The organism is Leptolyngbya sp. FACHB-261, from assembly GCF_014696065.1.
Lineage (GTDB): Bacteria > Cyanobacteriota > Cyanobacteriia > FACHB-261 > FACHB-261 > FACHB-261.
Window position 1 is genome coordinate 97,430 of record NZ_JACJPL010000036.1, and the last position, 13,605, is coordinate 111,034.

The following is a 13,605-nucleotide window of genomic DNA, read 5'->3' on the forward strand; positions in this document are numbered from 1 at the left end:
AAGTGTTCAGCAGCTTCCTTAAGATCTAACCACTGATCTGTAGGCAATGGCTGGGGCCTGGAGGGGATTTTGATCTGAGCAATTCTAGGCATTTTTTTCGCCTCTAACCTTGAGTTAAGTTGAGCAGCTGCTCAAAAATTGCCTGAGCTTTCTCTGGCTGCATGGCAGCAATGCGTCTGCTGATTTCCTTAGAGTCTGGCTTCTGCCCAGAGCCTGAATAGCCTGAGTCTGAATATAGGCACGATGATCTAATCTCAAATTATCGGGGCAGATCAAAAATGAGGCATGGCAATGGGCTACGGTGCTATGGTTACTTCGGGTTTAAGGCCATACGAAGTGTTTCGTTTGGACTGGAAAGATTTGCCGGTGGCTAGGGTGCAGTTACTTACAAAGACTGGTGAGCGTTTCACTTATCCTCTTTACCCCGAAAGGGCAAAACTTTGGCAACTCCAAAACATCAGGTTGCCGAATACTGGTGCTTATGACAACGTTTGGCACGGCACTAAAATATCTAAGTGGTTTTATGAGCACGAGTCTCTCATGAAGCCTTACGATCTTCGACACTGCTTTACAAACGGGAATCTGAGCTTAGTTTGCTACCCGACTTTGCCTTAACACTCACGGGTCATTCACTAATAACACGTACAGAATTCACAGAGAATAAATTGGTGAAGATACCTGTCGTAAATCCTGTGATGCGCTAATTCTTCAAGAAGGTCTAAATCCCCCAGCCTCTACTGGCTCGTTATCCAACTCCGACGCACCGCACTCACATTAATTTTGTAGACCTTGTAGAAGCGCTTACCATTCTTCCTGCTAGAAGCCGAGACATCAATCCAGTGGTAGCCTTCTTTCCATTGCTTCTCTTTGATCCGCCTTAGGATACTTGAGCGACTATAACCATTGCCAAGGTCTTGGCTGGCCTCATCTAAAGATAACCACTTGTCATCAACGGAGGGTTTAAGAACCAGACCAATCTTGAGCCTGCGCATAACTGAATCTCCTTTTCTCTCGCCTAGGAATTGTTACATTTCTAAGAGCTTTATCAGAGAGCTGAACATCCGCCGCGGAAAAGCAGATGTTGAGTGCAGCAGAGCAAATCTCTCGTGCCTTTTATTTGAAGCTAAACTACCGTTTCAGCAAACTTTAATCTGCATGTGAGTGTTAGTAGTTCGGTTAGCCCAGTCACATATCAGCTCATCCAATCTGCTCCATTTTCTAGCTATCGCTCCCCATGTATGAATGCAGCAAGGCACACTGGCTCTTGCTACTGATCTGTCTACCCAATCCTCTCAAATATTGTTGGGTTCTCCACGTGTCTAATGAATACAAATGAATCCTACGGCATGGCTACCATAGTAGTCAACATGGTTCATAAAATGTAGCCGGGAAACTTGATAGGTTTTTGGTAGTCAAAGTCCTCAGTTGGTCCTCATATGGCTACAGTTTTTTCTTCCCCACTGGACGCGGAGTACAAAGAGCGTCTTGCGGCTTGGGTACAGGATGAGAGCAGGCAGCTAGGTAGTGAACGCCAGTTAGCACTTCAACTGGGCCTGGCCCCTAGAGCGCTGCAGAAGTGGCGCAATGGTGAGCTCATAAGAGGGCTGAGTGAGGCAAGTCTCGATGCGATTGCTCAGTATCGCCGAAAGAAAGAAACCCAACCTTGGACATCCCGAACAGTACGAGACTGGCTGACTGGACAGGACGAAGTACCTCAAATCCACTCAAAACGGCCCATTACAACTATGGGAGACCTGCCCAAAGCAGCTGTGATCGAGAGCTTGCCCGCTCGGGAGTGGGTGCAGCATGCGCCTATAGAGGAAGTCCTAGCAGTTATCCAGGATGGACTGCAAAGACTAGAGAGAGAATGGAAGCAAAGGCAGAGTGAGTAGCAGCAATGATTCCCTCACGTCGATACTGGGGGTTTGCTCAAGCATGAAGCTTTGCCCTTATGGTTCAACGACTCTTGCTACTAAAGCAGTTTGGCGCTGCTGCCGGTTCAGTTTTCAGTCCCTCCAGTTCTAGCTAGTGAACTCTACATCTGTCGTCACTGATGTAGAGTAAGAGTCGCTAGTGAAGATAGATGAGAGATGAGGGGGCAAAAATTCTGCTAGCAATTCCTCCCTGGACGTCCCATAAAAGGGTTGACGTGGTTCGGAGACAGCCCTTGGAGCCCTGGGAATACTGTCGGCGATGGGTGCCGAAGTTCTATAAGATCGAACCCGATGAGCACGGGTACCGAATAGCCTGTGTTAAGGAAATAGCAAGGATCACAGGCTATAAATACAGCTCGGTAAACAACTGGGGGCCAACCCTTGAAAGCTACCCTCAAAAGCTCAAAGATCAGATTCTCCAGAGCATTCGGAAGGAAGATATTATCAACCAGGTGCGGGAGTTGATCCCCCTTCCTCCAAATTTTCCCGAAGAATAACTATCGTCAGTGACGACAAAAAACTTGCTCTCCACTCCGGAGAGCTTTTTTATAGAAGGTACAGCAGTGGTGTGTCTGAACTTGCTTACGTCAGTAGGCGTTGAAGGGGCAAATCGATCTAAAGAAAGAGCCAGTAGAGGCGAAAAAGGTAGAGCAGCATCAGCCTTGAGAGTTCAAGGTGTTGCACGGCAGAAGGTCAATACAGGTTGGGTTTCGTTGCAATAGAACATCACTCAACAAGGAGCAACATGACATGCAAGAAGGTCCGAGAACCCCACTCCCGCCAGGGAGAATACAAACTGACGAGCCAGGAAGACAGAAGGTGCTCCTCCTAGCCAGCGGTTCGAAGGGAGCCGTTGATGAGGTCCTTCGCCAACTGTTTCTAATCGGCTTTGCACAGCCAACGGAGTGGAGCCCCCCTGTGCCAGATAACCTCTCTCCTGGACACGTGGTCCGTGTTTTGACTCGCACTGTAATGTTGGAGAACTAAGGCATGCATCTCACCGAGCTTAGACTCCGGCTTCTTTACCGAATTGATGCAGCCCAAGCTGCCACCCGAGAGCAGGCAATTGCGGATATCGGCATCAGTGCTTCCACTCATCGCACGCCCCTCGAAGCCACTGCCAAGGAGTTGCGACAGGTATCAGAACTCTGTGATGAGCTTAGCGACCTGGCAATCGAGCGATATCAGCTCTTAGTAGAGGACATCACGGAGGTGGAGGGGCCTGATTTGGAGTCAGCTCTCTTTGATGATGTCGTTGAAGAGTTTGAACGCGACGGCATCTCGGGTGAACCCTAAAGCGAGCATCAGCTGAGCGAGAGCTGAGTAAGGACAAGAGGAAACTCTGTCGGTCTTGTTCAGCTAGCACGCCATCTTGAGTCTTGACTGCCCATAAAGGCTCTGAGCCGATATTTCCGGGTACTGCGCTCAAGGTCTTACCAGGATCAAAGAGCTTTGGTCTTGCACTGCTCCTAAGCGTGTTGCTCTGCAGATTTTCGTTTTCTAAATAGAAACTCAAGTTCCATTGCTAGCTAGTCGTTGATTAACAAAGTGGTTCTCAGGAGATAGCCTCGTAGAAAGTGTCTCTGCCAGAAGCGGGAGCCTGTTTTGTGTTGAAGTTAAAGCCTCAGGAGCTCAACTGACATGACTTCAATAGATTCTTTGGCATCGAGAAGGGTAACTCCTTACATTTGGGTGACGTGGTTGTCTAAGCTCATGGTTGATGAAAATCAGTGCGAGTGGGCGTCCTGGTTTCGCGCACATTACAAGTATGAGAAGACACCTAGTGGTTTCGACGCAGTGAAATGGAATTCTGCGCACAACGAGTTGGTTAATAGACGTGTGAAAGAGCTGGAAGCAGAAGGATTCACAGTCTACGTCGAGGATGACAATAGATTTGAGATTCTGGGTAGAGATGGAATCACCAAGGTTGCGGGGAAGGCAGATATTGTAGCTATTAAGGGAGATCAAGCCATTGTTGAGGACTGCAAAACAGGCAAGCCGAGAAGCTCAGACCATATGCAGGTCTTAATCTACATGCTATTGCTGCCCCTGGGGGCAAGACACTGTCAGGGGTTAAAGCTGGAAGGACGAATAGTGTACTTGGACAGCGTCGAGAACATCCTCGCATCGTCAGTAGACAGCTTTAGAGGGACTTTTCGAAGAACGGTTGAAACCGTGAGCAATTCAAGACCAGCCAGAAAAGTTCCAAGTTTACGAGAGTGCCGGTTCTGCGATGTCTCAAAGAAATACTGCTCAGAGAGAGTAAATGAGGATCTCCCTGAGGTAAGTCAAGAGCATGATCTCTTCTAAAACTCGTTCTAGGCGCCTAAGAGTTAAAGAGTTCTACTCAACTGTTTCCCTAACAAGCGGAAACAGGAACGAGGGAACCGAGCAACACTACTACCATTCAACAGTTTCCCACAGGCTTGAGAAACTCGCACTTATAAAAAAGCGGGGCAAATCACATTAAAAATTGCCTTGCTAACACCAGAATTATTAGTTGCGCACTAACGTAATGCCTCTGCTTGGCTAGCTTTTCATACCTTCTTTAAGGACAGCATAAATACGGGATGATTATCAAGGCTGGAAGATTAGTACAAGCGTACTGATGCTGTAGGCGAAGGCCCTTTTAATTAGGATTTTGGCTGAGCTCAAGCAGAATGGCGCTATCGGGAGCTTGAGCGAGCTTTCTTAGGAAACTGTCACAATCTGAGATGTGGCGTCACAGACTTCTAAAGCAAGTCCTAAATTAGGAGGCATACAGTGCTCACACACATCCTAACCCTGAAAAAACTTCCCAGAAGCGATGTTCCGGTAGCTACTGACCCAGCCTACTTACAGGCCTGTACAAATATGTGGTATCAGCTCCGTCAACAGTTTGATAGAACTATGGGGGTTGCTCAATGTCTAGTGGAAGGGATGCATTCCAGAAAGGCTTCCTAGCTTTACTGGCCTCGGATAGTAACCCAGAAGCTCGTTCTCTGTTTGCGTATCTCCGGCGGATGCTGAACCAGCATGGCCTGCACGAGTACGAGGCCAAAGACATTCTTTCTGAGGTTTGGCTGCGTACCATCAGCAAGTTCGAGTCAGGCCAGGTCACTCATATCGAGATTTGTGGAGCTTGGACTAGGAGGGTAGCTTTCAACTATATCAATGAGCTTAGCCGAGATGAAGCGAAGCGAAAGAAGCCCGTCCGAGAACTCAACCGGAGACACACAGGTCTTAATCAGGAAGGACTGTTAACTGACTTCTTGATAGAGAGTGGAGTGGTGTCTCAAGATAATGGTTCTGGTATTGAGGATGAAGCTGATGAAAATCTAAGGACAATATCGTTTGCCTTTGAGCGGCTCTCTAAGGATGATCGGCAAATTTTGTATCTACAGTTCGTTGATGGACTGTCTTTCAAGCAGATTAGCGAGCGATTAAGCTCTGAGGGTCGGCGTACTTCTAGTGAAGCAGCCTTGAGGCAGAGAAGCAGTCGCGCCCGCAAGAAGTTGCGAAGAATTTTTCACCAATTGCGCTGGCCAGAACCTATTTCCTAACTCTCAGCTTACTCAATCACGACTCAGTACGTCTCCCTGAGGCACAGGAGAGGTGAAATCTGCCTTTTCTCAACTCAAGCTAGCCCTCAGCGTTGGGAAAATTTATAGCCGATTTGCATGTCACAAAGTTAGGGGTTCTGTCACTATCTTAGGATCTGAATCACGGGAACGTGTAAAGGAGTTACTTTTGATGGAAGCGGGTAGAGATTATGCACTTCCGTGTTCCAAAGAACACAGGAGCCTAATTCGGGAGTACTACAAGTTGTCCCTACTTCCGATGTTAGGTGTAGAAGACGCAGCCCGTATGGAAGAGATACTGAGTAAAGCTGAGTCTGACAATCTTCTAAATTTTTGGTTGAATGAAACCGACCATTTTCTAGATCACAAGTTGAATTCAGAGACTGACGACCATATCAAAGCTGACAGGAATCAGCAAGCCTGGTTGAGAGAATATCTAGGTGTTTCTCAAGAAGATTATAGAAACGGTGAGCAACCTGACTCTCTATATGAGCCCGGCTCCCATAAGGAGCAGTCCAACTGCTCTTTATCAATACAAGCTCAAGGTAAGGATCAAGTCATTGACTTATTACCTAGAGGGAGAGATTTTGACCCAACTCTAGCCGAGTTAATTGAACACCCCTGTCCTGAGTGCGGCAAGCCTTTAGGGGGACATAGATTTAGCTGCTTTTCCTTCCAAAAGATCAAGCCGCAACCGAGGTTTAGATAAAAATTCCGAGGCTACTATCTTATGAGTACGGGTGGTAGCAGCCTGTACTCATAAGTTAGGTCAATTCCACCAAAAATTGGCTCCCCTATTGAGCCCATAACTTGAGAATGGAGAATGTCATCCTACAACACTTTACTCTCCAAACGCTCGCATCAAAATTTAGACTTTACTTACACTCTAGTGAGGTTATTCAGCTGACTGAAAGAGAAATCTGTCACAAAGACATAGAAATTTCCACTTATCAATAGAAAGCCATTCATTGGATAGGGTACTAAGAATAAGACTATGGCATTGCAATCCAATCCACCCACCCAGCTTTTATTGGTTGCTGTGGTGTTCATTGCTTTAGGAGTTGTCCCAGGTTCAAGAAATCTGCACAGAGACGCATGGAGGGTAGGATACAGCCGGGGAGAAACAGCAGGATTCCATCAAGGATTGAATACTGGTAGGAACCAAGGATTTACAGAAGGAAAAATAGAGGGTTACCGAGAGGGCCTGAGGCGAGGAACGCGAATAGGACTAAAGCAAAGTGCAGAGATAGTTCAAGCCTTTGTACTCAGCAGTTCGTCTATCTCGGGAATCTTCTTAGGAAGTATATCAGGCTTACTTCTAGCATCATGCTTAGCTTGCTATGCGTACAGAAACAAAAATGAGGGAAAGACAAAAAGAATTCTACTTATATTGCTGACTTCCATAGTGAGTCTGGGAGTCGTGGTCAGCACAATTTTCGCGAGCGGCACCATTTTGCTAATTTTTCTCAATCGTCTTCCAAAGGCTTCACTAAATTCTTGCCTGATTAACTCTGAAAACCTAGTTGAGAGGAAACGGTTTGAGCCATGAGACTAACAGCTAAGCGTGCTGCTACGTTAGGTGTATTCGTCATAGTGGCAGCCGCTTTTATTAGTAAACCCCCCGGATTGGATTCTGAGATCTCAAAAAGCCTAAACTGGAAAGCTATCCCCTTGTCGTACAGAGACAAGCATTGGCAAAGGCCTGAGGATGTAGCGCAGCTTTTTACTCAGGCCATAGCAAACGCTGATCTAGCTCAAGCAACTAATCTAGTCTGCCAGAAGATTCGTTCAGACTTTATTAAGAACACTGGTGAAGCAGAGCAGCTAAAGCTTCTGTATTTTATCTTGAGTTGGGCCAAGAACATGGGTCCAGACGGCTCTAAAGTTCTGTCAATCGATTTGAACCACGTTGAGTATCAAATAAGTGAAGCTAAGAACAACGGCAACTCTGTAACAGTTCAACTTAGGGGATACTTCATCGTCAATCTTCTCTTTGGTAGCTACCAGGAGGTTCTTGGAGACAATGAACTTTATCAACTTGAGATGGAAGATGGAGAATGGCGGATCTGTTCTCCATAGCAACAAGTGATCGAACTATATAAGCTGCCGAAGGGTCTGCCAGAGAGCGCTCACCTGTTTGGCATTTGACCAACGTCAAGCTATGGATCTTGCTCTTGGTAACTAAGGTTGGCAAAAGGGATAGGTAAACCCAGATCTCTAAAAGACTACCCGGTAGCGGACCGTGAAGCAGACATTTATGACTTGTTTGCCCTGCCTCGACGCCCGGCGTCACATCTGCTGATTCGGGTGACTCACAATCGGCGAGTGGACCACGAAGCGCGATATCTGCACCAAAGTCTGGAGCAAACGCCAGTGTCGGGGGAGATAAGCGTAGCCGTGCCGCGTCAGGAGCAGCGACCGGAGCGTCAGGCCAAGCTCAGCCTGCGCTTGTCAGCTTGAGCATTCAGCCGCCTCGCCACCATCGGCAGCCCTCGACCCTGTCCCCGGTTCGCTTGCAGGTAGTCTTAGCCGAGGAGGAGTCTATCGCCAGACGTTACCCCCATCCGTTGGTTACTGGTGACGACCTTGCCGGTCCACTCCTTGGCAGAAGCCGTACAGTGTGTGCGCTGGTACCGCTTGCGCTGGCTGATTGAGCGCTACCACTATGTCCTCAAAAGCGGCTGTCAACTCGAGAAGCTGCAGTTGGAGACGGCGGAGCACTTGGAGCGGGCTTTAACCACTTACTGTATTGTGGCTTGGCGGTTGTTGTGGTTAACCTACCAAGCGCGGCAGCAGCCAGAGACCACTTGTGATGCTGTGTTGAAGGGCCATGAATGGCAAGCCCTCTATGGCACGATTCACCAAACGACCACACTGCCTCAGAGCGCCCCAACTTTGTATCAGGCAGTCGCTTGGCTGGCTCAACTGGGCAGTTTTTTAGGTCGTAAATAGGATGGGGAACCGGGCGTCAAAACGATTTGGCGAGGCTTACGAAGGCTCCATGATATTGCCGCCACTTGGCAACTCTTACGCCCTAGCTCTGCCTCTCCACCTGATTCAACACTTATGGGTAATGCTTAGCCCCCGCGTCGGGGAGCCAAACAGACAAGAGAGCCCGGCTCCCTATCCCTTGAGCGAAGCCAAACACATTACTGCCTCCATCGCTACCTGTTAACTTTTCAAGCACATTCTGTGAAGTTTGCGAGCTATCTGCATAGTGAACCGTGAAAATACTGGATTAAATTATAAGTCTAAAAAAAAATCAGTGAATTCATTAATTACCTACGCTTTCCTCAGCCGTTATATTCAGAACTATAGCAGCTAGGGAATACAGGCAATGAACAAAGAAATATTAGCAAACAGCCCAGAAAGCAATACTACTGTAAACCCTTGGAACCCTCTTATTCCCACCAATAGAGATATAGTACGAACTGAAGAACTGGCTTCAAAAAATGCTGCTACAGCTGGAATTTTGAGCTTCATTTTTCCCCTGGCTGGGCTCATTTACTTAAATAGAGGGATCAATTCGCTTAAGATTCTAGGCTACTTTTGTGCTGTAAGCTTCATGTTTTACTCAGTGACGGAAGCAGAAGAAAGTTCAAAAAGTTTTGACAATTCTCTGGGTCTGATAGGAGCTGGAGCTATAGCAGCCGAACAAGTAATGGCAGTTAACAAAGCTCGTCAACGGCTACAAGAAAAAAACATAGCCGCTTCAGCTTCTAGCTTCCATAAATCCGAAAAAGATTTCACTGGAGTCAGAACAAATCAAGAAGCTATAAACCGGCTGAAGCACCTCAGGGAAAAATATGAAGCCAGTGAAATTTCTGAAGAAGAATTCAAGCAACAAAAACAAATAATTCTGGAATCTCTGTGATTCCAAGTTGTTGAGACATTGTTAATCTAAAAGGAGCTACTAGTCATGAATAAGTTTCTCGGTAATCTAGGTCGAGCAATTAATGAAGGATTTTCGGAAGTCTCAACTCAAACCTCAGCCGAAGCCCAAAGAAATGAAGAACTTTCTAATTTAGAGGTCAAAATCAAGGAAATTGATCTCAAAATCGAGAAAAGATATACCCTACTAGGGCAAACAGTTGCTGATTCTCTACGAAAAACTGAGCCTGTTAATCAAGAGTTTCTGATGCCTTTATTTATTCCTATCAAGGAACTAGATTGGGAGCGACAGCAACTTTTGGAAGTCATTAAAGAAATCAAAGCTAAGCAAGCCGATCAACTGAAAGCGCAAGAACTAATTATAGCCAAGAAGCAAGTTCAGGATGAAGTGCACAAACTCCAAGAACTCAAAGATATGGGAGTAATTGACCTAGAAGAATTTGAAGTTACAGAAGCTAAATTGAACAAGCGTGTCGATAACTTTGAAAAGCTTTATAACTTAAAGATTGCCTTTGAGCGAAGTTTGATTAGCCGAGATGAATATCTGAGAAGAAAAGCAATGCTTGAGTAACAAAAAAATGTCTGAAAAGTCATCAAGGTAATGTCAGGTTTCTGACTGTTGAATGTTTGCAGAATGAGCCGCCTTTAGTAGGCGGCTTTTTTGGTAGTGCGTTAATCCAATGCGGAATTAGTAAAGTGAAGGGATAATCTAGTCCCTGAGACACTGATATGAGCTGTCCCCTGTGCGGTCACGCTAAAGCTCATAAACATGGCAAGCTGCCCAACGGTCATCAGCGATATCTGTGCCCCGCTTGCTATCAAACCTTCTCAGAATTTTTTGACAGTCTGTATTACCGTCGCCAGATCAGTTACGAACAAGTTAGACAAGTTCTACAAGCGTATAGTAAGGGAAGTAGCCTAAGAGATATTAGTCGAACAACTAGACTTGCTTACAACACGGTCGTGGGCATTTGGATATGGCAGCATAGTCGCTTGAAGACGACAGCCGTACAACGGCAGGATTAGCCCTTCAACCCTGGAATTGGCGTGATATTGCTACCTATCCCACAACAATCTGATGCACTACCGATTAGAAAGATGGTTTCGAGCAAGCGGGTATATGTAGGAGCTAGTCAAGCAATGTCTATGAGCACCCTAGCTCAAGCATTTGATAGAGTCAGCTACTCAAATCTTCTTCATAAGAGGTTTGTTATTGCTAGAGATTTCTTCTTGCCAATTCTTCAGGGTCACCTCCAGTAGGTCATTCAGGGTACTTATAGCTTTTGTGCTTCCTGTTAAGGCTGTATGTATTCTCATATATTCTTGAGGAGTGTGAGAATTTACTGCGCCCCAATGGCGTCTGGATTTTATAATCGAGAGTCTAATAATATTCTCCCAGTCGCTAGTTTCGACCTTTATTCTAACGGTATTTTTTACAAGAGGTTTGCAAAAACTCATTCCTCCGCCTGTTAATTTTGGATAAGGAAGCCATAAAGCCAAACCTTTTTCGCTCCAATCCTTAAAATTCCGAGTAAACAGTTCGCCACAAATACTACTTCTATAAATATCATTCTGGCCTTTTTTCAGCCCGTAAAGAATTGTTGTTCCTTCTGTGATTTCCTTCATCTGCTCATTGAAACTAAGCATCTTGTCTCTGATGTACAAGATTTTCTCTTGCTCCTCTTTGCTTATTTCCTCCAAAAATTTCTGTAGCGGCTTGGGGTGGGGAGCTTTTAGGTTAGGGATAGGCTCAGACACTGTAGAAAACACTTTGCTGCCTTCCAGTTGGCCAGGAATCCTGACCTTGATAACCTGGCCGTTGTCTACGTTCTTAAGCTCAAAATAGAGTCCGTCGTCAATTCTAGTAATTTCAAAAGAGAAGAATTCGAAAGGTAAAGCATGATGCTTTCTATCTACAAAGTTATGCTTATGAAAACAGGGGGAGATAGCTACCAGGCGAATAGATCGGTTGTAGTCAATTTTCTCAGAGAAAGGCCTCTCCTCTAACAGAGCATCATAGTACCTAGTCAACTGTTGAACGATATATCGATCTTCAGAGTTCTTAAGTTCAATAATAGTTAACTGTTGATTCTCATTCACTGCGAGGAGGTCACATACCTGCTTGTCCGTGAAGTGTTGACGCTTTATTGGATTTAAATTCAGTATTTCTCCTAAATTCTCCCAGACAAAATCTTCCAATGCTTCTTCACTTTCGAAGAAAAATCTTACTCCTGTCGCGTTAGGTAGATCGTGGTTCATAGAGTCATGTACTTAAAGTCTGGTCAATTCTACTCGTTCAGATTTGATAGAGAAAGGGGTACTCAATGAGTTGCCCAGTTAGCAAGCTTGGCTTACAAGCTTGGGGTTGAGGACTAACTGTTGGTCGTTCCCATATATTAGCGGGAATGCCATACCCAGTTTCACATCGCCTGAAAGCAAAGTAACAGTCTGTCGGGCTGTACAGAAGGTGGAGAAACTGCTCATCAAGTGCAGGCTCTTCCACTTGCTAGACAAGAAGCAACTGCAGTTCTCAATCTATGAGTGTAATGTAGTCATGCATGTGATGAAAACACTGATTGAGCACTCAAAAAACAGTGCTGTTACCAGATTGGCAAACGGAAACGGCACACATAGAAAGTGCAACTGGTAGTTGGGCAGGAGAGCAGTCTGATTGTTTGCACTACCTATGGTTGAGGACGGGGGCATGACCTTTGACTGTTCAAGCAGAGTGGCGTTCGCTTTCACCCTTAGCAGTTACATAGAGTGGATAAGGGCATCTCAGAGCGCCTCCTAGGAGCATGGCATTGACGACGAGCAAGGCTCTGAGCTCTTGCCTGCAAGGCATTGTCCCAACTGCTCGCTGAGACTTCCAGCCCTATGTTCTAGGAATTGATCTTCTAGCTCGCCCACGGGCGAAGCCTATCCAGCTCCGAATGGGGTGCTGGTGTGTAGCTAGCGAGGGCGATGGGTCGTTTGGACAAGGGTTTAGGAGATGGGAGGTCACAGTCTTTCCCTCCCACTTTCGAAACCGATGAAGCGAATCGCAATCTTGAGTCTGCTGATTCTAGGAGAGCTGCTGTTACTGGCTCAATTCAACCCAGTTCTGGCAAGTGCCCTACTGCATGACTATGTACAGGCACTTTTCGGAGTTCTCCTTGGCTCTTGCCTGAGCCAAGGCAGTTGAGGCAGGAGCCACCAGCCTCCCCTCAAAGATCTTCAGCTCAGACTGTTGATATACAAACTGTTAGGGTTTACATTAAAGACATCGAGAGTTCGAGTCCAAACAGTCTGAGGCAAAGGAAATGAAAAGCACTCTTCGCAACGCCGCTCTAGCTACCCTCTTCACGCTCGGTTTAGCTTCTGCTGCTCAAGCGGCCATCCCCGAAAAAATTCGGGAGCACTTTGAAACTGCCGCCATCCCAACCCAAGTGCGGGACCACATGCTGACGGCAGAGATTCCGGCTCAAGTCCGTAACCATCTGCTGACGGCTGAGATTCCCCAACAACTGCGGGACCGCCTACTGACCGCTTCCGCTGGCGTGATCAGCCCGTCCGATAGCCAGTACGATGTGCGCAACCTGCAAGCCGCGATTCCTGAGAAGCTGCGGGAACGGTTTGAGACAGCTGCGATTCCCGCCCAAGTAGAAACCCACATGCTGACCGCTTAAGCAACAACAGGTAATCGCCAGTGCCGCGCTGTGCCACGACTTTGACGATTTCCTCAGACATAGAGCCCCCGCCCCACGGCAGGGGCTTTCTTGTTGAAACCTCCAGCCCGAGGGGAAACCTGGAGAGGGCCATTTGGCACAAAAACGACCAGTTCAGCTCCCCTGGATGTCGTGGGGAGCTTTTTGTTGAGAACTGGTGCAAGATCTTGAGGTCGAGTCAAGGCTGCGAGCGGAGCGGAGCACCCGCAGGGCAAGACCTTGATGGGCAGGGACTTGCTAAGTGCTTGAGTGCCAGATGTATTGGCCCGTCATCTCCTGTTGAAACCCTGACTTCCGAGATCAGCTTCAATACTTTTGGAAAGCAGCCCCAGCCAAGTGGCTGCTCAAACCAGACTGCTCAATCGCCGATCACCCAGAAGACTGGAACCGCTAGACACTAACAAGCCCCAGGAAGTTCATTGGCTTCCTGAGGCTTGTTAGGACTCAAGATGCAGGGCTTCATTGCTTCATCGCAATGTAACCAGAGGACTTCACAAGGGTTGAATTCCCAGA

The 13,605-nt window shown here is 46.8% G+C and carries 14 protein-coding genes and 1 pseudogene; 13 read left to right on the forward strand and 2 right to left on the reverse strand.

What is annotated here, in order from left to right; all coding sequences use genetic code 11:
• Window positions 1-734: 734 nt before the first annotated feature.
• The gene (locus H6F94_RS31350) at window positions 735-992 is read right to left on the reverse strand and encodes a hypothetical protein (RefSeq protein WP_190806217.1); all 258 of its coding nucleotides are present in this window, start codon (window positions 990-992) and stop codon (window positions 735-737) included.
• A gap of 444 nt (window positions 993-1,436) precedes the next feature.
• Between H6F94_RS31350 and H6F94_RS31355 the strand changes: the two genes are divergently transcribed.
• The 11 genes and pseudogenes from H6F94_RS31355 to H6F94_RS31405 all read left to right on the forward strand — a co-directional run.
• On the forward strand, window positions 1,437-1,892 hold the full coding sequence (locus H6F94_RS31355; RefSeq protein WP_190806218.1) for a hypothetical protein: 456 nt from the start codon (window positions 1,437-1,439) through the stop codon (window positions 1,890-1,892).
• A gap of 1,032 nt (window positions 1,893-2,924) precedes the next feature.
• Entirely contained in the window at window positions 2,925-3,230 is a 306-nt protein-coding gene (locus H6F94_RS31360; RefSeq protein ID WP_190806219.1) for a hypothetical protein, read from the forward strand.
• Window positions 3,231-3,575: 345 nt separating this feature from the next.
• Complete coding sequence (locus tag H6F94_RS31365) at window positions 3,576-4,244, forward strand: PD-(D/E)XK nuclease family protein (protein WP_190806220.1); 669 nt, start codon at window positions 3,576-3,578, stop codon at window positions 4,242-4,244.
• 593 nt (window positions 4,245-4,837) lie between these two features.
• Entirely contained in the window at window positions 4,838-5,476 is a 639-nt protein-coding gene (locus H6F94_RS31370) for an RNA polymerase sigma factor (RefSeq protein WP_190806221.1), read from the forward strand.
• Between the two features lie 277 nt (window positions 5,477-5,753).
• A complete protein-coding gene (locus H6F94_RS31375; protein WP_190806222.1) occupies window positions 5,754-6,203 on the forward strand; it encodes a hypothetical protein in 450 nt (149 codons plus the stop codon).
• Between the two features lie 836 nt (window positions 6,204-7,039).
• A complete protein-coding gene (locus H6F94_RS31385) occupies window positions 7,040-7,573 on the forward strand; it encodes a hypothetical protein (RefSeq protein ID WP_190806224.1) in 534 nt (177 codons plus the stop codon).
• Between the two features lie 108 nt (window positions 7,574-7,681).
• Window positions 7,682-7,954: a hypothetical protein gene (locus H6F94_RS31910; RefSeq protein WP_199320791.1), complete on the forward strand. Its 273-nt coding sequence runs from the start codon at window positions 7,682-7,684 to the stop codon at window positions 7,952-7,954.
• 102 nt (window positions 7,955-8,056) lie between these two features.
• Window positions 8,057-8,446: an IS4 family transposase gene (locus H6F94_RS31915; RefSeq protein ID WP_313949412.1), complete on the forward strand. Its 390-nt coding sequence runs from the start codon at window positions 8,057-8,059 to the stop codon at window positions 8,444-8,446.
• A gap of 385 nt (window positions 8,447-8,831) precedes the next feature.
• Window positions 8,832-9,368, forward strand: a complete 537-nt coding sequence (locus H6F94_RS31395) for an SHOCT domain-containing protein (protein ID WP_190806225.1) — start codon at window positions 8,832-8,834, stop codon at window positions 9,366-9,368.
• 45 nt (window positions 9,369-9,413) lie between these two features.
• The gene (locus H6F94_RS31400; protein ID WP_190806226.1) at window positions 9,414-9,956 is read left to right on the forward strand and encodes an SHOCT domain-containing protein; all 543 of its coding nucleotides are present in this window, start codon (window positions 9,414-9,416) and stop codon (window positions 9,954-9,956) included.
• A 158-nt stretch (window positions 9,957-10,114) separates the two neighbouring features.
• Window positions 10,115-10,357: pseudogene (locus tag H6F94_RS31405) on the forward strand (IS1/IS1595 family N-terminal zinc-binding domain-containing protein); the annotation flags it as partial.
• A gap of 213 nt (window positions 10,358-10,570) precedes the next feature.
• Here H6F94_RS31405 and H6F94_RS31410 read toward each other — a convergent pair.
• Complete coding sequence (locus tag H6F94_RS31410; protein ID WP_190806228.1) at window positions 10,571-11,644, reverse strand: PDDEXK family nuclease; 1,074 nt, start codon at window positions 11,642-11,644, stop codon at window positions 10,571-10,573.
• 772 nt (window positions 11,645-12,416) lie between these two features.
• Between H6F94_RS31410 and H6F94_RS31415 the strand changes: the two genes are divergently transcribed.
• Window positions 12,417-12,569 carry a hypothetical protein gene (locus tag H6F94_RS31415; protein ID WP_190806229.1) on the forward strand — a complete coding sequence of 51 codons (153 nt, stop codon included), beginning with the start codon at window positions 12,417-12,419 and terminating at the stop codon, window positions 12,567-12,569.
• Between the two features lie 118 nt (window positions 12,570-12,687).
• Entirely contained in the window at window positions 12,688-13,053 is a 366-nt protein-coding gene (locus tag H6F94_RS31420) for a hypothetical protein (RefSeq protein ID WP_190806230.1), read from the forward strand.
• Window positions 13,054-13,605 lie beyond the last annotated feature (552 nt).

Excerpts from the sequence above, each read along its gene's own strand:
- H6F94_RS31350 (WP_190806217.1), bottom strand. The coding sequence starts at position 992 with ATGCGCAGGCTCAAGATTGGTCTGGTTCTTAAACCCTCCGTTGATGAC.
- H6F94_RS31355 (WP_190806218.1), top strand. The coding sequence starts at position 1,437 with ATGGCTACAGTTTTTTCTTCCCCACTGGACGCGGAGTACAAAGAGCGT.
- H6F94_RS31360 (WP_190806219.1), top strand. The coding sequence starts at position 2,925 with ATGCATCTCACCGAGCTTAGACTCCGGCTTCTTTACCGAATTGATGCA.
- H6F94_RS31365 (WP_190806220.1), top strand. The coding sequence starts at position 3,576 with ATGACTTCAATAGATTCTTTGGCATCGAGAAGGGTAACTCCTTACATT.
- H6F94_RS31370 (WP_190806221.1), top strand. The coding sequence starts at position 4,838 with ATGTCTAGTGGAAGGGATGCATTCCAGAAAGGCTTCCTAGCTTTACTG.
- H6F94_RS31375 (WP_190806222.1), top strand. The coding sequence starts at position 5,754 with ATGTTAGGTGTAGAAGACGCAGCCCGTATGGAAGAGATACTGAGTAAA.
- H6F94_RS31385 (WP_190806224.1), top strand. The coding sequence starts at position 7,040 with ATGAGACTAACAGCTAAGCGTGCTGCTACGTTAGGTGTATTCGTCATA.
- H6F94_RS31395 (WP_190806225.1), top strand. The coding sequence starts at position 8,832 with ATGAACAAAGAAATATTAGCAAACAGCCCAGAAAGCAATACTACTGTA.
- H6F94_RS31400 (WP_190806226.1), top strand. The coding sequence starts at position 9,414 with ATGAATAAGTTTCTCGGTAATCTAGGTCGAGCAATTAATGAAGGATTT.
- H6F94_RS31410 (WP_190806228.1), bottom strand. The coding sequence starts at position 11,644 with ATGAACCACGATCTACCTAACGCGACAGGAGTAAGATTTTTCTTCGAA.
- H6F94_RS31415 (WP_190806229.1), top strand. The coding sequence starts at position 12,417 with ATGAAGCGAATCGCAATCTTGAGTCTGCTGATTCTAGGAGAGCTGCTG.
- H6F94_RS31420 (WP_190806230.1), top strand. The coding sequence starts at position 12,688 with ATGAAAAGCACTCTTCGCAACGCCGCTCTAGCTACCCTCTTCACGCTC.